Consider the following 20,086-nt stretch of genomic DNA (forward strand, 5'->3'; position numbering starts at 1 on the left):
GAATCCAATGAAAAAGCCCCCTCTCTACCGCTCAGTCAACACCCGCACGCACAACGTGCGTCACGGCAGTTGCCGCACCTACAGGCAACAACGCCATAGTAAAAGTGAAAAGAATTCCATGCTCAGCCGTGGATCAATGCATAGCCATCACCGGCACGGTCTCGATTACACGCCACTATTTCGGTTTCTTCTGTCCAAGGTCGGCCATCATTGGGATGGTGTGTTCAGCGAAGCCAACGCCCGCCTGGACCGCCCGGAACCTGTGTTCTGGATGGTTGCTCTGCATGAAAGCGACAAAAAAGAGTACGTACGAACGGACGAATCCAGTTACTACAGCGGCTTGTATGTCGACGAGGCTGGCCTGCTGCAAAAGGTTAACCCACAACTGACACCCGCGCTCATGAAGCCGTTTTGCAACTGCTGCACCCACACCTTCAACGGTGTGGTATTCCCACCGGTTTCAGCACGCAGGCGCTAAAACTCAACCGCGCACACAACCCACCCACCTCCCGGTTATACAACTCCAACCGCCCCCCAATCTTCCCCACGATCATCTGCACAATCGCCAACCCCAACCCCGCCCCATTCGCATTCCCACGACTATAAAACCGCTCGAACAACCGCCCAATCTCCCCTTCATCAATCCCCGGCCCCGCATCCTCCACACACAGCTGCACCACGCCCGAATCCTCCTCCCGCACCACCACCCTCACCTCACTCCCCGCCGGCGAGAAATTCAGCGCATTGGTCACCAGGTTCTGCAGCGCAATCGCCAACGCTATCGGGTCCGTTTCAATCCAGCATTCCTCATCCCCTTCCAGCACCAACTCAACGCCTTTCTCCATCGCCAGGGGCGTCAGTTCCGCAAGTTCTTCGCGCACCAACTCCGTCAACGGCACACGCACTCGTACGGTGTTGTTCAACTGCGGCTCGATGCGCGCCATGGTCAGCAGTTGGCTGCCAATACGCGTCGCCCGGTCCACGCCATTCACCAGGAAGTCCAACGCCTCTCGCCGCTGCTCCTCGGTTTCCGCGCTCTGGGCGTTCTGCGCGTGAATGCGCAATATCGCCAACGGCGTGCGCAGTTCATGCGCCGCGTCCGCGATAAACCGACGCTCCCGCTCCAGCAGGTCATCCACCTGCACCAGCAGGCGGTTCAGCGCGGTTTGCATCGGTTCCAGGTCCGCCGGCAACGGTTCAAGTTGCAGCGGTCGCAACGTATTGCTGTCCCGCCCGCGAATGGCCTGGGCCATGGCGCGCAGGGGCTTGAGGCCCCAGCCGATGGTCAGCCAGATCAACAACGCCAGCAGCGGCACGCCAATCAGGATGGGCCAGAGGGTGTGGCGGATGATGCGCTGGATCACGTCCTGGCGAATGTCGTCGCGCTCGCCCACCCAGATCAGCAGGCCTTGTTGCATGTCGGCGAGCATGAACGCGCACCAGTCATTGCCGTTTTCCATCAGGTCGTGAGGCCCGAGGGTGGTGGGCGGTGCGTTGAGGATCGGCGCGTCGGTGGAGCGCACCAGCAGTTGGCCGTCGGTGCGCCATACCTGAAAGGTCAGGCGGGTTTCGTAGGGATGCGCGGCGCCGTCTTCGCCGACGCGGCTCATGGCTTGATCGAAAGCCTGGTACAGGCGGTCCCAATCGGCATCGCCGGGGTCGCGCTGGCGCAGTACGCCTTGCAGCAAGCGGGCACTTTGGGCGAGTTGAGCGTCGTAGACTTCTTCGATTTCGTGGTGGCTGTCCCGCAGCACCAGCCAACTGATCAGGCCATCACCCAGCAGGATCAGCACCAGCACCGGAATGAGGATGCGCGCGCGGACCGAGTTCATGGCTTGAGTTCCACCACGTAGCCCACGCCGCGTACGGTGCGGATCAGTTCGGTGGAGAGTTTTTTGCGCAGGTTGTGGATAAGGACTTCGAGGGTGTTGCTTTCGACGCGGTCCTGCCAGCCGTACAGCGCGCGGGACAGACGTTCGCGGGTGACGACTTTGCCGGGGCGCACCATCAGTTGGTGCAGCAGTTGGTATTCCATCGGCGTGACCACAACGTCCTCGCCTTGATAACTGACCTGTTGGGTCACCGGGTCCAGGCTCACGCCCGCATGTTCCAGCAATGGCTGCGCCCGGCCCTGGCTGCGGCGCAACAGGGCGCGGACGCGGGCCTTGAACTCTTCGACATCGAAGGGTTTGACCAGGTAGTCGTCGGCGCCGGCATCCAGGCCGGCAATGCGTTCGGCGGTGCCGTCGCGGGCGGTGAGGATCAGCACCGGCAGGTCGTATTGCTCGGCACGCAGGGTTTGCAGGAGTGTGAGGCCGTCGAGGCGCGGCAGGCCGAGGTCGAGCAGCAGCAGGTCGAAGCTTTCGGTGCGCAACGCGTGCAAGGCGCTGACGCCATCCTGCAACCAGTCCAGGGTGTAGCCTTCGGCGCCCAGGGCCACGCGGATCCCTTGGCCAAGGGCACGATCATCTTCGACAAGGAGCAGGCGCATAACTGATTCTCTGGAGTAACCGGCGGCATGATGCCGTGTAACCGTCGAGGCTATTTCGGGAAAGATGTTACGGGCCGTTGCCAACTAAGCTTTCGCTAAGGTTGGTTTTGCACAGTGAAATCTCCCACATCTGCTGAGAGTGCTTCCATGCGCAAAATTCTCTTGCTGTCGCTGATTATCGCCAGCCCCATGGCCTTCGCCGGCCCGCAATGCACCACTGCCGAGCGCTCGCAATGGCAGGACCAGAAGGCCTTTCAGGAGCAACTCAAGGCCCAGGGCTACGAGATCAGCAAGTTCAAGGTCACTGACGGCAACTGCTACGAGATCTATGGCTTTGACAAGGACAAGCGCAAGGTCGAGATCTACCACGATCCAGTCACCGGCAAGGCCGTGAAGACAGAGATCAAGGGCTGATGCCAGCCACCTCCCTGCGCCTCTGGGACCCGGTGGTGAGGGTGTTTCACCTCTCCATCGCCGGCGTCTTTGTGGCCAATTACTTCTTCAACGAGGCAGGCGACGACTGGCACGTATGGCTGGGCTATTACGCCATGGCCTGGTTGCTGGTGCGGTTGGTGTGGGGATTTGTCGGTCCGCGCAGCGCGCGCTGGGCGGACTTCTGGCCAACGCCGGAACGGCTCATGGGCCATGTGCGTTCACTGCTCAACCGCCGGCCGCGGCACCGCCTGGGCCATTCGCCCATTGGCGCGCTGGTGATGATTCTGATGTTGCTGGCGCTGCTGGCTATCGGTGCCAGTGGCTTTTTGATGCAGGAAGTCGACGCCCTGTGGGGCGCCGATTGGCCGCTGCTGTTGCACGAAACTGCCGCCAATGTACTGGCCGGCCTGGTAGGCGTGCATGTGCTGGCGGCGTTGTTTGAAAGTATCCAGGTGCGGGACAACCTGCCGTTATCCATGCTCACCGGCCGCAGGAGGCGCCTGCCGGATGACCGTGCGCAGTAATCCTTTTTCCCGACAGGTTCTCTATGCGCCCGCTTTTAATGATCTGCAGTCTGCTGGTGGTGTTTTTCGCCGCCTGGCAAAGTCATCCGCCCCACGTATTGGCGCCGTTTGCCCAAGGCCCCAAGGACAGCTCGCCAACAGAGGCCGCCCCGCAATACAGCAGCCGCTTTGTCTCCTCGCAGCTCAATGACTTTGTGCATTCCTCCTCGGTCACCGCCCTGCCCGGCGGCGACCTGATGGCCGTGTGGTTTGCCGGGTCCCGCGAGGGCGCCGCCGATGTGCAGGTGCGCACCGCGCGCTTTGACGCGAAAAGCGCCGAGTGGGGCCCGGAGCAAGTATTGGCCACCCGCGAAAGCACCCGCGACGGCACGCACCGCTACATCCGCAAGCTGGGCAACCCGGTGATCGCCCTGGCACCGGACAATCGCCTGTGGATGTTCTACGTTTCGGTGTCGGTAGGCGGCTGGGCCACCAGCGCGATCAACGTGATGGTCTCGGATGACCTCGGGACGAACTGGTCGGCCCCTCGGCAACTGATCACCTCGCCATTCTTCAATATCAGCACGCTGGTGCGCGCCGCACCGGTATTCCACGCCGACGGTTCCATCGGCCTGCCGGTGTACCACGAGTTCATGGGCAAATTCGCCGAGTACCTGTACTTGAGCCCCGACGGTGCGGTGGTCGACAAATTCCGTATCAGCCGTGGGAAGAACTCGCTGCAGCCGACCATCGTCCCGCAGGACGGCCAACGCGCCATCGCCATGTTGCGTTACGCCGGCGAAACCCATCACCGAGTCCTCGCCAGCCGCACCGAAGACGCCGGCCAAACCTGGAGCGAGCCTTACCCATTGGAACCGTCCAATCCCAACTCCTCGCTGGCAGCCGTCAGCACTGAAGGCGACGGTTTGCTCGTGGCCCTCAACGACCTGCAGGACGGCCGCTTCAAGCTCAGCCTGTACGGCACCGATGCCAAGCTCAATCAGTGGCGCACCGTGGTGGAACTGGATCAATCCCCCGACCCCTTGGGCCAACCGTTCTCCCCCGAGGCCTACAAGGAAATCATCGGCGAAGGCTTCCGCGCCTCCAGCGGTGCCCTGCGCCTGCCGCTGGAACAACGCTTCCTCAGCAACCTGGATTACCGGGTGTGCAAGCCCCGTGGCTGCGATTTCGAATACGAGTACCCGTACTTCAGCCGCAGCCCGGACGGCATGTACCACCTGGTGTACTCGTGGAATAACACCTTTATCAAACATGTCAGCTTCAACGAAGCCTGGCTGTCGGAGCGCCTGTGATGGTTTCTGTATGGCAAGCGCATTTGAGTTTTGTGCTGTTGGGTTTTGTGCTGCTCAGCCTGTTGCGCGTCACAACACCCTGGCGCCCCTGGCTGCTGCCGGTGTTGGTGGTGGTGAGTTTTATCCCGGTCAACGAACTGCCGTTGGCGGCGTATGTGCGCAGCTTCACCGATGACCTGGCCATCAGCACCCTGGTGTTGCTGGCGTGGGTCAGCCTGTGCCGGTTGGGTGTGGTGCAGCCGCTCCAGCGCCCGCTGAAGGTCCAGGTGCTGCTGCTGTTTGGCATCCTGAGCCTGGTGCTGTACCCGGCAACGATGGGCCTGACGTACTTTGACCCCTACCGCTGGGGTTTCAACCCTCGGCCGATGATCGTGCTGATAGGCGCGGCAGCACTGTTGATGCTCTGGCTGCGTAATACGCTGGCGGTGTGGATGCTCGCGGCGGGCACCCTGGCGTTCGCGCTGCGGCTCAAGGCCTCGGAAAACTACTGGGACTATCTGATCGACCCACTGCTGACGGGCTACTGCCTGGTGGCCGGGTTGTGGATGCTGGCGATGGCTGCCTGGCGCCCTCTTTTAAAATTGCACAGAGGTCAATGATGGGATGGTTGCACTCGCGCCGCCTGCGCTACGGCGTGGGCGCGATCGGTTTGGTATTTGCGTTGCTGGCGGCACTGCGGCTGGTGTTTGTATGGGGATTTTCCGGGGTCGGCCTGAGGGAGCCCGCACTGCTGGAAACCGTGGGCATCGGCCTGCGTTTCGACCTGCGCCTGGCGGTGCTGATCCTGTTGCCCCTGGCACTGCTCGCCTGGCTGCCACGCTGGAACCTGGTGACTGTCCCCGCCCTGCGCTGGCTGGCACGGGGTTATCTGCTGCTGGCGCTGGCCATCGTCGGGCTGGTGTACATCATCGACTTCGGCCACTACGCCTACCTCGGTGTGCGCATCAACGCCACGGTGCTGCGTTACCTGGAAGACGCGCAGATTTCACAACAGATGGTGTGGGAAACCTACCCGGTGCTGTGGATAACCTTGAGCTGGCTTGCCGCCGTCGGCCTATGGACCTACGCCCTGGTTCGCCTTGAACGCATCACCCTGGATGGCGAACGCAAACCCATTGGCAAGTTGGCCATCGCATCCGTGGCCACCGTCGGCGTGATCGCGGTATTGCTGGCCCTGCTCGGCCGCGTCGCCAACCTCAATATCGAAAACCCGGTGCCTCTGCGCTGGAGCGACGCGTTCTTTTCCGGCAACAACCAGATCGCCGCCGTGGGCCTCAACCCGGTGCTGTTTCTGTACGACACCCTCAAGGTCGGCCAGTCGCAATTCGATGAGGCGCGGGTGCGAGAGCATTACCCGCAAGTCGCGAATTATCTGGGGGTCAGCCAGCCCGACCCCGAGCAGTTGAACTTCGCCCGTGAACAAGCCGTGCAGCCTTATCGGCTCAAGGGCGAGCGCCCGCCGAACGTGATCTTCGTGATGCTCGAGTCCCTCGGCACCAGCGCCGTGGGCGCCTATGGCAACCCGCTGAACCCCACGCCGAACCTCGACAAGCTGGCGAAGGAAAGCTGGTTCTTCAAACACTTCTACGTGCCCGTCACCGGCACCGCCAAAACCGTGTGGGCGAGCATCACCGGCGTGCCCGACGTTACCCGCCAGGAGACGGCGACCCGCAACCCGCTGATCACCCGGCAACACACCTTGATCAATGCGTTCGAGGACTACCAGAAGCTCTACATGATCGGCGGCAATGCCGGCTGGGCGAATATCAACGCCTTGATCCGCCAGAGCATCGACGGCGTGAAGCTGTATGACGAAAGCCACTGGCGCTCGCCACGGGTGGACGTGTGGGGCGTTTCGGATCTGGACCTGTTCAAGGAAGGCGACGAACTGCTGCGGGCCATCCCCAAGGACCAACCGTTCTTCGCCTACCTGCAAACCTCCGGCAATCACCGCCCGTTCACCATCCCCAAGACCAACGATGGCTTCAAGGTGCATGACCTCACCGTGGAACAAGTCCAGGCCGCAGGCAGCCGCAGCGTCGAGCAGTACAACGCCGTGCGCCTGCTGGACTTCAACATCGGCCGCCTGATGGAAATCGCCAAGGCTGGCGGTTACTACGACAACACCATCTTCGTGTTCTTCGGCGACCACAACACCCGAATCAGCCAGATTCCGCACATGGCGCCGGCATTCGAGCAGCTTGGGCTGGAAAGCAACAACGTGCCGATGATGATCCACGCGCCCGGCCTGCAACCCCGGGTGATCGAAGAAGCCGTCGGCCTGGCGGACCTGCTGCCGACCGTGGCCGGCATGGCGGGCATACCGTTCCGCAATGGCGCGATGGGCCGGGATATCCAGCAACCTGCGCCGGAAGGCGAGCGCGTGGTGCCGCTGGTATTGCGCGAGGGCACGTTCCCGCTGATCGGCGGCGTGACCAAGGACTTCCTGCTGCAAATGGAGCACGACGGCAGCTCGCCGACCCTGCATGACCTGGCGTCGCAAACGCCGAGGGACAATGTGGCTCAGCAGTATCCCGAGGAGTTTGAGCGGTTGCAGGGGCTGACTCGTGGCCTGCATGAGAGTGCGCGATTGATGTTGTTCCGGAACGTGCGCTGAAGTCACCTGACGGTTGGGCTGTACTATCGGCCCAGCCAATCCATCCCCACAATCTATCGATTTGAGGTCCACCTCACCCTCCCCGACTATGGCGGCACTTCCAATAACAAAAACCAGGAACCCGCCATGACTGCCCGCTTCCAAAACCCGGTAGACACCCGCTTCGGCTGGGGCTGCCTGCAAGAACTCGCCGCTCTTACCGAAGGCCAGACCGTCGCCCTCGTGACCTTTCCCGAAGCCCGCGGGCTCGGTTTGGTAGACCGCATCCAGGACCTGCTGGGTGAGCGCCTGGTGTACGTCATTGAAGACGTACAGCCCAACCCTGACGTGGCCCAACTGCGCGACACCTACGAGCGTTTCTGGCTGCAGGCCGGTGACTGCCAGGTGGTGGTCGCCGTCGGCGGTGGCAGTGCAATTGATACGGCAAAGGCCTTGATCGTCGGCACAGATTCCGGGGATTTCGACGAGCTGCTGGCGTTGCTGGCCACCGGTAAACCTTTCGCGCCGGCCCGCCACAAGCTGTTGATTGCCGCACCGACCACCGCCGGCACCGGCAGCGAAGTCACGCCATGGGCGACGATCTGGGATTCCGCCAGCCTCAAGAAGTATTCGCTGCACCTGGACTGCACCTGGCCGACAGTGGCGATCATCGACCCGCAGTTGATGCTGACGGTGCCGGCCGGGGTCACGGTGTCCACCGGGCTGGATGCCTTGTCCCATGCGCTGGAATCGATCTGGAACGTCAACGCCAACCCGGTCTCCGACACCTTCGCCATCTCCGCCATCGAAGACATCCTGGAATGCCTGCCGCGCTTGCGGCGTGACCTCGGCAACCAGGAATTGCGCTCGCGCATGGCCTTGGCGGCGCTGAAAGCCGGCCTGGCTTTTTCCAACACCAAGACCGCCCTCGCCCACTCCATCTCTTATGAGATGACTCTGCACCACGGCCTGCCCCATGGCATCGCCTGTTCCTTCACTTTGCCGCTGGTACTGGGCCTGGCATGGGGGCACGACGCCGCGCGGGACCGCACCCTGCAACGGGTATTCGGCACCGACCTGCAGCAGGCCCAGGCGCAGCTGCGCGACTTCCTCCACAGCCTGGACGTGAAGACCGAATTTGCCGACTACGGCGTGAATGCCACCGAGGCCGAGGCGATGATCCGCTTCGCCCTGCAAGGCGCACGCGGCAAGAATTTCATCGGCGCGCAAGCGGCCTAGACTCACCGTAATTCAGTCGTTTCCTGTTGCACCTATCAAGAGTGCCCCCCAGCGGCTGCGGTCGCCGGGGCGAATAACAATAAGGAAAACATCATGAATCGTGCACACGTGCTGCCTGTTCCTGCCGTCCGTACCTCATCGTTTCGCGTAGCCCAGTGGCGCATGCTGCTGGCGGCGATGTTTTGTTATCTGTTTTTCTACACCGGCCGCCAGACCTTCGGCTTTGCCATCCCCGGGATCCAGGCCGAGTTCGGCCTGACCAAGGAAACCCTCGGCTGGGCCTCCGCGGCGATGCTTTGGGCCTACGCGATTGGCCAGGCGATCAACGGCAACCTCGCCGACAAGTTCGGCGGCCGCCGCATCATGACCCTGGGCGCGGTGCTGTCCTGCGCGGCCAACTGGGTCACCAGTTTCGCCAGCGGCTTTGCCGGGCTGATCCTGCCGTGGGGCATCAACGGTTACTTCCAGGCCCTCGGCTGGGCACCCGGCAGCCGGCTGATTTCCAATTGGTGGAGCGCCGGCGAGCGCGGCAAGGTGTATGGCTTTTATGTGTTCGCGGCCGGGTGCGCCTCGGTCCTGTCGTACGTCACCTCCATCGTGGTGCTGGAAGTGTTCCAACTGGAATGGCGCTGGATCTTCCGCCTGCCGGTGCTGTTGATGTTGGCGGGCGGCATCATTTTCTACCTGGTGGCCCGCGAGCGGCCTCAAGACATGGGCTTCGAGCCCCTGGCCGATACCGGCGTGGCGAATGCCGAAGACAAGAATCATGAAGTGGCCCACGGCGAAGTCGAATCCTCGGCGCAGCGCTACAAGGCGGTGCTGAAAAATCCGCGGCTGATCATCGCCGCGATCTCCCTGGGTTTCCAGAACGCCGCCCGCTACGGCCTGATCGTCTGGGTGCCGGTGCACTTCCTCGGGGCCGACTGGAAAAGCGGCGACAGCATGATCGACCCCAAGTGGATCACCGTGGCCCTGCCGGTGGGCATGGCCATCGGCGCCCTGAGCAACGGCTGGGTCTCGGACAAGCTGTTCGGCTCCAAACGCTACCTGGCGATCATGCTCTACATGTTCCTCGGCGCCGCCACCAGCCTGTGGATGTGGAGTTTGCCGCCCCACAGCGCAATCGGCCTGGTAGCGTTGTTCCTCTGCGGGTTCTTCGTGTATGGCCCGGCGTCGAGTTTCTGGGCGCTGTGCCCGGACCTGGTCGGCGCCAAGCGTGCGGGTACGGCCACGGGCGTGATGAATTTCTCATCCTATCTGTTCGCCGGCCTGGCGGAACCGCTGATCGGCAGTATGCTCGACAGTACCGGCAATACCTCGCTGATCTTCATCGTCGTGACCTCGGCCTGCCTGTGCAGCGCAGCGGTGGCGTTGTTTATCCGACGTTGATGACCGGCCCGGCGGACCTCAGGAACAGGACTCGTTATGTACCAGTACCACAAGTGGCTGCGCTCGTTTCATGCGGTGGCGAAGACCGGCAGTTTCACCCTCGCCGCCGAATACCTGAGCGTCGGCCAGCCGACGGTCAGCGAGCAGGTCAACGGGCTGGAGAAGCAGTTCTCGGTGGAGCTGTTCCACCGTCGCGGGCGGTTTATCGAGATGAGTGCCGCCGGGCACACCCTTTACGGGATCACCCAGGGGCTGTTCGGCCAGGAGGATGAAGCCATGCAACTGTTGCAGAGTTTCAAGCAGCGCAAGACCGGACTGCTGCGCCTGGGCGCGGTGTCGCCGCCGATCGCGATGAACCTGACCTACGAGCTGATGCAGCGCCACCCGGACATCGAACTGGAAACCTCGTTTTCCCCGGAAAAGGAAACCCTGGACCGGCTCTTCAACTTCGATATCGACGTGGCGATCCTGGCCCTTTCGGAGTTCGACCAGCGCTTCGATACCCAGCTGTACCGGCGCTATCCGATTATTGCGGTGGTGCGCGATGACCACCCGTGGGCCCGGCAGAAAGAGGTGCACGTGGAACAGATCAGCCGCGAAAAGTGGGTGATGCGCGAGAAAAGCTCACGCACCCGGCAACTGGTGGAAGAAAGCTGCAAGCGCCAGGGCATCGCCGTGAACTGCGTGATGCAGCTGAACAGTCGCGAAGCCATTGTGCACGCGATCACCAAGGGCATCGGCATCGGCTTTGTGTCTGCCGTGGAATACGCCGAAACCCCGGGCACCACGCCGATCACCTTCGTCGACCATCCGTTTTTCATCGACTACCACTTGTGTTGCCTGGGCATCCGCCGCAACCGACCGATGATCGCCGAGCTATTCGAGGCCAGCCCGATCCCGGCCACCTGATCGTCTTGACCGTTTAAACCCTCACCAGGCGCTTACCTCTTCTTTGAGAGAGAGACGGCCTGCTCACACCTGAAAATGGAGACTTGCCATGCACTACCAACAACCTTCCAAGCTGCAAGCCGTGGTCCTGGACTGGGCCGGCACCGTCGTCGACTTCGGTTCCTTCGCCCCCACGCAGATTTTTGTCGAGGCGTTCGGCGAGTTCGGCGTCGCCGTTTCCCTGGAGGAAGCCCGCGGCCCGATGGGCATGGGCAAGTGGGATCACATCCGCACCTTGTGCAACCTGCCGCAGATTGCCGAGCGTTATCGGGCGGTGTTTGATCGCTTGCCGACTGACGAGGATGTCACCGCACTGTATGAACGCTTCATGCCGTTGCAGATCGAGAAAATCGCGCTGCATTCGGCGGTCATTCCCGGCGCCCTTGAGGCGATCAACACCCTGCGCGGGCAGGGCTTGAAGATTGGCTCCTGCTCCGGGTACCCGGCGGTGGTGATGGCCAAGGTGGTCGAGCTGGCGCGACAGAACGGCTACGTCGCCGACCATGTGGTGGCGACCGACGAAGTGCCCAACGGGCGCCCGCATCCGGCGCAGGCACTGGCCAACGTGATTGCCCTGGGGGTCAGCGATGTGGCCGCGTGCGTGAAGGTCGACGACACCTGGCCGGGGATCCTGGAAGGCCGTAGCGCCGGCATGTGGACGGTGGCGCTGACCTGTTCCGGCAACGCACTGGGTTTGACCTACGAGCAATACAAGGCGCTGCCTGCTGCTGAGCTGGCGCTGGAGCGTGCGCGCATTACACAGATGTTCGAGGGCTCGCGGCCGCATTACCTGATCGACACCATCGTCGAACTGCCGGCGGTGATCGACGATATCAATGCGCGTTTGGCGCGCGGAGAAACGCCGCAGGGTTCTTGATGGGCCGATGGGGTCAGTGAGCTGACCCCACACTGCGGCCTATCGCCCTGCGACAAGCTGCTCGCTAAGTATCCACAGCCGCTGCGCCAACCCGGTATCCACCGCCCACGGCCTGACACCCAACTGCTCTTCCGATTCCGCACTCACTGCCGCCGCCACATCACAGTTCTCGCAATAGACCCCGCCCATTCCCGCCAACTGCCCACTCACCGCGCACCACACACTGGTGGCCGCGCCTTGCTCCGGGGTTTTCATGTTCCGCTCAGGGTCGATCACCGGTTTCCCGTGCTCGTCGACATAGCCTGATGCCTGCAAGACTTCAGGCTTCATGTGCCGCACCAGATCGGTAATGATTCCACCGGGATGCACCGCAAAAGCCCTTACCCCACTCGCCGCACCGAGCGTATCCAGATGCACGGCGAACAGCGCATTGGCAGTCTTGGACTGACCGTAGGCCCTCCATGGATCGTAGGCCTGGCGCTCGAAATTCCAGTCGTCAAAGTCGACGGCGCCGTGCACATGCCCCCGTGAGGACAGCGTCACCACCCGTGCACCTTCGGCGCGCTGCAAGGCCGGCCACAGGCGCTGGGTAAGCAGGAAATGCCCGAGATGGTTGGTCGCAAACTGAGATTCGTAGCCAAGGGCATTGCGGCTCAGCGGCGGCGCCATGATGCCCGCGTTATTGATCAGCAGGTGCAGCGGGCAGCCTGTCGCCAGAAAGCGCTCGGCAAACTGTTCGATGGACTGGGCGTCCATCAAGTCCAGGGGTTCAAGTTGCAGCTGTGGGTAAGGTTTGAGTGCGGCGCGTGCCTTGGCCAGGTCACGGGCCGGGATGATCACGCGGGCGCCCGCGGCAGCCAGGGTACGGGCGGTGACCAGGCCAATGCCGGAGTAGCCGCCCGTGACAATCGCCACCTTGCCCGAGAGATCGACGCCCCGGATGACTTCGGCGGCGGTGGTTGCTGCTCCATAGCCGCTGTGGATCGGTTTTTGTACTGTGGGCATGACAGAGTCTCCATTGGACGTGTGGTTAACACGCTACCCCTCGAAAGCCGTACTCTGAATACTCGAACATCCCGTTTACATGCGTAAAAGTACGAATATGCCCAGCGACCCGTTTTCCGAGATTCTCACGTTCGTGAATGCCCAATCGGTGATGACCGGCGGCTTCAGCGCGGGCGGCGCCTGGGCCCTGCGTTTTCCCGCGCCGGACAAGATCAAGTTTTTCGGGGTGGTGAAGGGGCAGTGCTGGTTGTGGATGGATGGCGAACTGGCGCCGGTGTTGATTGAGGCGGGCGGTGTGTTCCTGCTGTGTGCGCAACGCTCGTTTGTGCTTGCAGGCGATGTGTCGGTCGCGCCTTTGGAAGCGCGGCAATTATTCGCTGACGCCGGCCGCTTCCCGCAAATCGGTGACGGCCAGTGCTGTGTGCAAATCGGCGGCTACGTGCAACTGGACCCGGAGAGTGGCGGCCTGCTGGCCAACGCGCTGCCGCCCCTGATCCACGTGCGGGCCACGTCGCCGCAAGCGACAATCGTGCAATGGCTACTCGGCCAGTTGGCACATGAGGGGCAAGCCAATTTGCTCGGGGCAAGCTTGGCGTCGGCGCAACTGGCGCAGTTGATGTTTATCCAGATCCTGCGGGCCTATGTCGAGACCTCGGGCGTATTACCCGAAGGCTGGCTGCGCACGGTCAGCGACAAGCGCCTGGCCCCCGCGCTGCGCTTGATACACAGCGAGCCGGGGCGTGCCTGGACACTGGAAGACCTGGCTACGGCGGCTGCGATGTCGCGCACCACCTTTTCGCACTACTTCAAGAGCGTTGCCGGGGTACCACCGTTGGCGTACCTGACCGAGTGGCGCATGCGCCTTGCGCAACGAGCGTTGCGCGAGGGGAATCTGTCAGTGGGCGTGTTAGCGCAGTCGTTGGGGTACGGTTCTGAAAGTGCGTTCAGCAACGCCTTCAAGCGAGTGACAGGAAAGGCCCCGAGGCATTATCGGGACGCGTGCCGTCAATCCAGTAGCGCGGCGCCCTTGAGCAGCGCGTAAAGCCCTTCCGGTACCAGTGGCGACTGCGCGGTGAAGCTTGAGCTGCCCTTCCAACTCACCTTGAACGCAAAACCGTTGCTTTCAGCACCGTCAAGATACGGCTGCTCGTATAGGCTCTGATCCGCAAATTGACCATCGTAGACCTGGACGATCTCGTGTCCGGGGTGGCCGTCGTAGGTAAAGATGCTTTCAAGCGTGCCGAGCAGGCGCAGGCTGTGAATCGGCTGCGCCAGTTCCTCCTGGACTTCTCGCACGATGGCCTCGGCGCTGTGTTCACCGAATTCGATGCCACCACCGATGGGGCGAAAGACTGTCTGCTGTTTCACCGCATCCTGGAATTCGTGAACCAGAATTCGACCGTTGCGGTGAAAGATACAAAGGGCAAGCGCCCGGATACGCGGTGCGACCATGGAGTGAAATCCTTGTCTTGGGATCGGTGTTTATTGCGCCTGAAATGTCGCAAGGTACGCCAGCAAGTTGTCGATTTTCTCCTGATCGCTGATCCCCCAGAAAATCATCCGGGTGCCGCTCACCACCTTTTTCGGCGCCTCGATATAGGCGGCCAGCTTGTCCCGCGTCCAGACCACGCCTGAATTTTTCATCGCATCTGAATACTGATAGTCAGTGGTGGTGCCAGCCGGTCGACCAATGATGCCGTTGAGTTGCGGCCCGAAACCGCCCCGTGCATTTTCGCCGACGCTATGGCAACCGCCACAGGTTTTGCTGAACAGCTTTTCACCGGCTTGGGCATCGCCTTCTGCGAGAGCCTGGAGACTGAAGGCCCCACCGATGAAGGCAATGGCCAGTAAAGCGGCGTATTTCATGAATGAGTCCCCACAGGTCGTTCGCCCAACCGCTGCACCAGACGCACCAGGTAGCCGTCCGGGTCTTGCACGATGAACTGCCGCTGCCCCGCTTCCACCTCACCCGCCCGGTACCAAGCGTCCTCAACGTCGCGGAACAGCGGCCAGCCGATGGCAGCCAGACGCTGCAGAACAGGCGCCACGGCAGGCACATCGATTTGCAGGTTAATGCCTCGTCCCAAGGGTTTTTCCAAGGGTGCGGTCAGCCACTGGCCGGCATCCGGATCGTATTGCTCCAGCATGATTTGCGCGCCTTGCAGGTCGAGGTAGGCAAAGCCTTCTTCGGAGCGCTGATAACCAATGTCGAATCCCAACTGGGTGACCCAGAAGTCGAGGCTGCTCGTGAGGGCCGTCACGATGAGTTCGGGGACGAGGGGGTTTCGGATAAACATGAGAATCCTTGGAGTACCTTTACTTAACGCGCTACGACCTGCCATGACATGGCACAGCGACTGCCCGGCGCAAAACCGTGACGATACTCCTCGCGCAGAGCCTCTGCCAAACGATGATCCGGCGCCAGCGAATGTGCTTGCTCAAATCCCAGCCGCTGATAAAACGGGCTGTTCCAGGGCACGTCGCAAAATGTGGTCAAGGTGACTGCCCGCAACCGGCGCGAGCGAGCCTCATTCATCACGGCCTCAAGCAATTGCCGCCCTGCGCCACGGCCCTGCATGACCTGCGCCACCGACAGTTCATGGATGTGCAGGTCGTCATCAAACATCTGTGCACTGAGAAAACCCTGGACCTGGCCAGCAGTATCCACCGCCACCCAACACGTACCCAACGCGATCAACTGCAGATGACGTTCAACACTCATGACCTCGGCATCGGCCAGCCAGCTCAAGGATTCGATCGCACGAAAGGACTGGGCCGCACTGCGCTCTATTGCAGGTAAACACACTGCGTCGGGTGCGGCGGCAAGTCGGATAACAGTCAGCATGAGGCAACCCGGGATCGTTGAAACACCTGAGATTAACATCTGGAAACAGCCACTCAATTGATATCACCCCACCACTCTGCTTGCATGCCCGCTCCTCTCGGCACAGCGGTTCAGGAGACAAGCGATGAAAACCATGGTGGTCGGTGCAAGCAAAGGATTGGGCAGGGCCTTGATGGAAGGGCTGGGCGGGGTTGGGGATACGCTGATCGGGGTGTCCCGCAGTCGCCCTGATCCCTTGATGTGCAGCACTGGCGCCGAGGTGCGCTGGGTGGAAGCAGACCTTGGCATGCCTGGCCAAGCGGCGCACGTCATCGAGCAGGCGGTGGCGGCAGGCGGGCTGGACACACTGATCTATAACCTGGGCATCTGGGAGGCGCGGGCGTTTGATCCGGCGTACAGCTTTCTCACCGACGAGGACACGCAACTGGAAGCCATCGTCAGTTGCAACATCACCGCACCGCTGTTGTTGATCAAGCGGCTGCTGCCGGTGTTATTGAAGAGCCCTCAGCCGCGCATCATCCTCACCGGCTCGACCTCGGGACTGCCCCAGAGCGGCCGGCCCGAAGTGGCGTTCGGCGCCTCGAAATTCGCCTTGCGCGGCATCGCCGATGCGCTGCGTGAAGGCTATCGCCAGCAACGCCTGGGTGTCACTTGCCTGAACCTGGGCTATCTGAATACCGAAGATTCCTTGAGCACCTCACGCACCCAGGCCGAACAGCGCGGTGAGGGCCAATTGATTCCGGTGCATGACGTGGTGCAGGTGGTGCGTATGGTCTTGAGCCTGTCCGGCGCCAGTTTCGTCAAGGAGCTGACATTGCCGGCGCTGCTGGATGAACGCTTCTAGCAGGTTTCGCCAGTGGAGCGCCCTGCCCTGACGCAATTCAAAGGCAACCAAATGACCACCCATCGCAAAAAAAACATCCAATCGAACCTATTCAACGGCGCCCCACTCCACCTTACTTAACCCGGATGGTGGAGTAAGGATCATGGCTCAGCCATCGATATTGGTGCTGGAAGACGACGAAATCATTCGCTCGTTGATGGTAGATGTACTGGAGGATTTCGGCGCGGTGGTGACCTCGTTCCCGTCCGCAGACGAAGGAATGATTTTTCTTGAACGGGCCAGTGATCCGGTAGACTTGATTGTCAGCGATATCCAGATGCCCGGCCTGCTCAATGGCTACGACTTGAGCAAGGTGGTCGCCCATCGCTGGCCGACGCTGCCGGTGGTGCTGACCTCGGGCAACACCGCAATGGCCTCGCAGTTGGGCAGCACCGTGCGGTTCCTGCCCAAGCCATGGACCACCAAGCGCCTGATCGACTGCGTGCAGTCGGCCCTGGTGCAGGGTTCGCCCATGCACTGATAGCATCGCGATATCAGCCAAGGCGAACTTCACGGCGACTCCTGCGGTCAGTTATTAAGCAACCTTACATGGCCAGCAGGCCCCCAGTTCGAGTTTACTGAATGCATTCACAGGCCCATGACGTTAGTGCGCCCCCTGTACTTGAAGCCCTGCGCTCGGGTACCGCTTTACTGCACGTCGCCCTGGAAAAGCGCTTGCCGTTTTTCTCCCCGCAGCTCGATCACACTCGGTATAAACGCCTGCTCCAGGCCTATTACGGGTTCTACAACCCTCTGGAAACGACGCTGAACGACAGCGGCTTGATCCCCGTGGGGTTTGATCAGATGCTGCGTCGCAAAACTCCCACCTTGCTGACGGATCTTCACGCCCTGGGCCTGGACGCCCGAGCCATCGCCGCCCTTCCCCATTGCATGTCGCTACCGCTCCTCGACACGCCGGCCGCCTGCCTGGGCGCGCTGTATGTGTTGGAAGGTGCCACCCTGGGCGGGCAGATCCTGCGCCGGGAAATGGCCCAGCGCCTGGGACTGGATGCCGACAACGGCGGCGCGTTTCTCAACGTGTACGGCGCCGAAACCGGTCGGCGCTGGAAAGACTTTCTCGACTACCTGAGCCATGTGCCCCTCGATGCGCACGCCAAACTGCGCGCCGTGAACGCGGCCCGCTCGACATTCAGCTGCTTTGAGCAATGGCTCGACAGCCAGGAGGTACTGCTATGAAACCCGAAGATTTTGAAGAGTTGCTTGCCAACTGTGCAGACGAACCCATCCGCTTCCCGGGGGCCATCCAGCCCCACGGTGCGCTGCTGACCCTGTCCGAGCCGGAACTGCATATCGTGCAGGTGAGCGCCAACGTAGCCGAACTGTTCAACCACTCACCGGAATCCCTGCTGGGCCAGCCGCTGCACACATTGATCGGCATTGAACATGCCGAAGCCGTCCGGGCCATGGTCACGCAAAACAGCTTTTTCGACGCCGCACCGCTGCACATGACCCTCAACGGCGCCGAGTTCGAAGGCTTGCTGCACCGCCATCAGGATGTGCTGGTGCTGGAGTTCGAACCACGGCTCAAGGACTTCCAGCCGCGGGCACTCAATGGTCGGACCAGCAACCTGGGCAAGATGCTGCAACGCCTGCAGGCAGCGAAAACCCTGCAAGCCTTGTATGAAATCAGCGTCAACGAAATCCAGGCCATGACCGGCTATGACCGGGTGCTGATTTATCGTTTCGAAGAGGAAGGCCACGGCCAGGTGATCGCCGAAGCGTCCGCCCCGTCGATGGAATTGTTCAACGGCCTGTTCTTCCCGGCGTCTGACATCCCCGAACAAGCCCGGGAGCTGTACCGCACCAATTGGCTGCGGATCATCCCCAATGCCGATTACGAGGCAGTGCCGCTGGTGCCCAGGTTGCGCCCGGACACCGGCCAGCCCCTGGACCTGAGCTTCGCCACCCTGCGCAGCGTGTCGCCGATTCACTGCCAGTACATGAAAAACATGGGGGTGCTGTCGTCCATGAGCATCTCCCTGATGGCCGGCGACAAACTCTGGGGCCTGATCAGTTGCGGCAACCGCCAGCCGCTGCTGGTGCCCAATGATTTGCGCACCGCGTGCCAGACCATCGGCCAGGTGCTGTCGTTGCAGATCAGCGCCATGGAGGCCCTGGACCTAAGCCGCCAGCGCGAAGAAAAAGTCGAGGCCCTGGCCTTGCTCAGCCAGGCCATGCAGGCCTCGCCCGCAAACGTCTTCGATGGCCTGGCGCAGCGTCCGCAATTGCTGATGGACCTGACCCTCGCAGGCGGTGTGGCGATCATCGAAGACAAGCAACTGCACCGTTACGGCAATTGCCCGGAACCTGCGCAGATTCGCGCCCTGCACAAGTGGCTGCAAGAGACCGGGCAGCCGGTGTTTGCCAGCCATAACCTGGCCTCGGTTTACCCGCCGGCGGCTGAATACCAGCACGTAGCCAGTGGCGTGCTGGCCATGAGCTTGCCCAAGCCGGTGGACAACGGCGTGTTGTGGTTTCGTCCCGAAGTGAAGGAAAACATCAACTGGAGCGGCGACCCGAACAAACCCCTGGACCTGGAAAGCACCGACGCGGGCCTGCACCTTCGCCCACGCACCTCGTTTGAAATCTGGAAGGTGGAGATGGCCGGCATTTCCACCAAATGGAGCCACGGTGACCGCTTCGCCGCCAACGACCTGCGCCGCTCGGCCCTGGAAAATGACCTGGCCCGCCAGGTGCTGCGTGAACAACAGGCGGTGCGCGCCCGGGATGAACTGGTGGCGGTGGTTTCCCACGACCTGCGCAACCCGATGACGGTGATCTCGATGCTCTGCGGCATGATGCAAAAGGCCTTCAGTTCCGATGGCCCACACACCTCGCGACGGATTTCCTCGGCCATCGATACCATGCAACAAGCCGCCGGGCGCATGAATGTGCTGCTGGAAGATTTGCTCGACACCTCGAAGATCGAAGCCGGGCGCTACACCGTCAAGCCGGTGGCCCTGGACGTGAGCCAGATGTTCGAGGAGGCCTATTCACTGCTCGCGCCCCTGGCGATGGAAAAGGGCATCGACCTGTCCTTCAATGCCGAACCCGGGCTGCAAATCCATGCCGACCCGGAACGGTTGTTCCAGGTGCTGTCGAACCTGATCGGCAACGCCATCAAGTTCACCCCGCGCCAGGGCAATATCGGCATCAGTGCGTTGAGCAATGGCGAAGAGATCGTGTTTTCGGTGCGTGACTCCGGCGAAGGGATCGCCCCTGATCAGTTGCCTCACGTGTTTGATCGCTACTGGACGCAAACCGAAAACAATCCCACCGGCAGCGGCCTGGGCTTGTACATCACCCAAGGCATCGTGCAGGCCCACGGCGGGCGGATCGAGGCTGAGAGTGAGTTGGGGCGAGGCAGCGAGTTTCGGTTTACGGTGCCCAAGCCGGCTTGAAACGGCGCCTCATCGAGACGGCGAAGCATATGGAAACCCAAAGGCCCGGAACGCCGGACCGGGCCAGGGCCACTGATCAGGACGCACTCAAAGGGAGGTGAATGCGCACACTTCACGTCCTTTCTAATGAGAGCCAACAT

Annotated in this window: 22 protein-coding genes; 15 read left to right on the plus strand and 7 right to left on the minus strand. The window is 61.8% G+C overall.

Annotation, left to right across the window (positions count from 1 at the left end; translation table 11 throughout):
- Positions 1–7: 7 nt before the first annotated feature.
- The gene (locus tag HX807_RS26630; RefSeq protein WP_087695139.1) at positions 8–478 is read left to right on the plus strand and encodes a hypothetical protein; all 471 of its coding nucleotides are present in this window, start codon (positions 8–10) and stop codon (positions 476–478) included.
- Here HX807_RS26630 and HX807_RS26635 read toward each other — a convergent pair.
- On the minus strand, positions 435–1,832 hold the full coding sequence (locus HX807_RS26635) for a sensor histidine kinase (protein ID WP_177051586.1): 1,398 nt from the start codon (positions 1,830–1,832) through the stop codon (positions 435–437). The two genes, HX807_RS26630 and HX807_RS26635, sit on opposite strands and share 44 nt — an antisense overlap.
- Positions 1,829–2,491, minus strand: a complete 663-nt coding sequence (locus HX807_RS26640; protein WP_008438452.1) for a response regulator — start codon at positions 2,489–2,491, stop codon at positions 1,829–1,831. The genes HX807_RS26635 and HX807_RS26640 overlap by 4 nt, the downstream gene beginning before the upstream one ends.
- A gap of 147 nt (positions 2,492–2,638) precedes the next feature.
- Here HX807_RS26640 and HX807_RS26645 point away from each other — a divergent pair, with 147 nt between their 5' ends.
- From HX807_RS26645 to phnX, 9 genes are all read left to right on the plus strand, one after another.
- Positions 2,639–2,905 carry a PepSY domain-containing protein gene (locus tag HX807_RS26645; RefSeq protein ID WP_003210334.1) on the plus strand — a complete coding sequence of 89 codons (267 nt, stop codon included), beginning with the start codon at positions 2,639–2,641 and terminating at the stop codon, positions 2,903–2,905.
- Positions 2,905–3,450 (plus strand): cytochrome b/b6 domain-containing protein, encoded by a 546-nt coding sequence (locus HX807_RS26650; RefSeq protein ID WP_177051588.1) that lies wholly within the window; start codon positions 2,905–2,907, stop codon positions 3,448–3,450. Before HX807_RS26645 ends, HX807_RS26650 begins: the two co-directional genes overlap by 1 nt.
- Positions 3,451–3,473: 23 nt before the next feature.
- Positions 3,474–4,742, plus strand: coding sequence for an exo-alpha-sialidase (locus HX807_RS26655; RefSeq protein WP_102606350.1), 1,269 nt, complete (start codon positions 3,474–3,476; stop codon positions 4,740–4,742).
- Positions 4,742–5,341, plus strand: a complete 600-nt coding sequence (locus HX807_RS26660) for a hypothetical protein (protein WP_087695143.1) — start codon at positions 4,742–4,744, stop codon at positions 5,339–5,341. The genes HX807_RS26655 and HX807_RS26660 overlap by 1 nt, the downstream gene beginning before the upstream one ends.
- Complete coding sequence (locus HX807_RS26665) at positions 5,341–7,359, plus strand: LTA synthase family protein (RefSeq protein ID WP_177008164.1); 2,019 nt, start codon at positions 5,341–5,343, stop codon at positions 7,357–7,359. The genes HX807_RS26660 and HX807_RS26665 overlap by 1 nt, the downstream gene beginning before the upstream one ends.
- A 126-nt stretch (positions 7,360–7,485) precedes the next feature.
- The gene (gene psrA / locus HX807_RS26670) at positions 7,486–8,577 is read left to right on the plus strand and encodes an iron-containing alcohol dehydrogenase PsrA (RefSeq protein ID WP_177051590.1); all 1,092 of its coding nucleotides are present in this window, start codon (positions 7,486–7,488) and stop codon (positions 8,575–8,577) included.
- Positions 8,578–8,670: 93 nt separating this feature from the next.
- A complete protein-coding gene (locus HX807_RS26675) occupies positions 8,671–9,966 on the plus strand; it encodes an MFS transporter (RefSeq protein WP_177051592.1) in 1,296 nt (431 codons plus the stop codon).
- Positions 9,967–10,002: 36 nt separating this feature from the next.
- A complete protein-coding gene (locus tag HX807_RS26680; protein WP_102368178.1) occupies positions 10,003–10,875 on the plus strand; it encodes a LysR substrate-binding domain-containing protein in 873 nt (290 codons plus the stop codon).
- Positions 10,876–10,963: 88 nt separating this feature from the next.
- Positions 10,964–11,791, plus strand: a complete 828-nt coding sequence (gene phnX / locus HX807_RS26685; RefSeq protein WP_003210349.1) for a phosphonoacetaldehyde hydrolase — start codon at positions 10,964–10,966, stop codon at positions 11,789–11,791.
- Positions 11,792–11,830: 39 nt separating this feature from the next.
- Here phnX and HX807_RS26690 read toward each other — a convergent pair whose 3' ends face one another.
- The gene (locus tag HX807_RS26690) at positions 11,831–12,796 is read right to left on the minus strand and encodes an oxidoreductase (protein WP_177051594.1); all 966 of its coding nucleotides are present in this window, start codon (positions 12,794–12,796) and stop codon (positions 11,831–11,833) included.
- A gap of 79 nt (positions 12,797–12,875) precedes the next feature.
- Here HX807_RS26690 and HX807_RS26695 point away from each other — a divergent pair, with 79 nt between their 5' ends.
- Positions 12,876–13,838 (plus strand): AraC family transcriptional regulator, encoded by a 963-nt coding sequence (locus tag HX807_RS26695; RefSeq protein ID WP_256349591.1) that lies wholly within the window; start codon positions 12,876–12,878, stop codon positions 13,836–13,838.
- On the opposite strand, the gene HX807_RS26700 is transcribed toward HX807_RS26695, so the two are convergent.
- The 4 genes from HX807_RS26700 to HX807_RS26715 are packed head-to-tail and all read right to left on the minus strand — an operon-like array spanning position 13,802 to position 15,641.
- The gene (locus HX807_RS26700) at positions 13,802–14,248 is read right to left on the minus strand and encodes an NUDIX hydrolase (RefSeq protein ID WP_087695149.1); all 447 of its coding nucleotides are present in this window, start codon (positions 14,246–14,248) and stop codon (positions 13,802–13,804) included. The two genes, HX807_RS26695 and HX807_RS26700, sit on opposite strands and share 37 nt — an antisense overlap.
- 30 nt (positions 14,249–14,278) lie before the next feature.
- On the minus strand, positions 14,279–14,662 hold the full coding sequence (locus tag HX807_RS26705) for a cytochrome c family protein (protein ID WP_177051596.1): 384 nt from the start codon (positions 14,660–14,662) through the stop codon (positions 14,279–14,281).
- The gene (locus HX807_RS26710; RefSeq protein WP_087695151.1) at positions 14,659–15,093 is read right to left on the minus strand and encodes a VOC family protein; all 435 of its coding nucleotides are present in this window, start codon (positions 15,091–15,093) and stop codon (positions 14,659–14,661) included. The genes HX807_RS26705 and HX807_RS26710 overlap by 4 nt, the downstream gene beginning before the upstream one ends.
- A 23-nt stretch (positions 15,094–15,116) precedes the next feature.
- On the minus strand, positions 15,117–15,641 hold the full coding sequence (locus HX807_RS26715) for a GNAT family N-acetyltransferase (protein WP_134325792.1): 525 nt from the start codon (positions 15,639–15,641) through the stop codon (positions 15,117–15,119).
- 124 nt (positions 15,642–15,765) lie between these two features.
- On the opposite strand from HX807_RS26715, the gene HX807_RS26720 reads away from it, so the two are divergent.
- The 4 genes from HX807_RS26720 (at position 15,766) to HX807_RS26735 (ending at position 19,946) form a co-directional block, all read left to right on the plus strand.
- Positions 15,766–16,485 (plus strand): SDR family oxidoreductase, encoded by a 720-nt coding sequence (locus tag HX807_RS26720; RefSeq protein WP_003210358.1) that lies wholly within the window; start codon positions 15,766–15,768, stop codon positions 16,483–16,485.
- 142 nt (positions 16,486–16,627) lie between these two features.
- A complete protein-coding gene (locus HX807_RS26725) occupies positions 16,628–17,005 on the plus strand; it encodes a response regulator (RefSeq protein WP_003210361.1) in 378 nt (125 codons plus the stop codon).
- A gap of 101 nt (positions 17,006–17,106) precedes the next feature.
- Entirely contained in the window at positions 17,107–17,721 is a 615-nt protein-coding gene (locus HX807_RS26730) for a biliverdin-producing heme oxygenase (protein ID WP_003210363.1), read from the plus strand.
- On the plus strand, positions 17,718–19,946 hold the full coding sequence (locus tag HX807_RS26735) for an ATP-binding protein (RefSeq protein ID WP_008438474.1): 2,229 nt from the start codon (positions 17,718–17,720) through the stop codon (positions 19,944–19,946). The genes HX807_RS26730 and HX807_RS26735 overlap by 4 nt, the downstream gene beginning before the upstream one ends.
- Positions 19,947–20,086: the final 140 nt, after the last annotated feature.

The organism is Pseudomonas sp. D8002, from assembly GCF_013385695.1.
In the GTDB taxonomy this organism is placed as follows: Bacteria; Pseudomonadota; Gammaproteobacteria; order Pseudomonadales; family Pseudomonadaceae; genus Aquipseudomonas.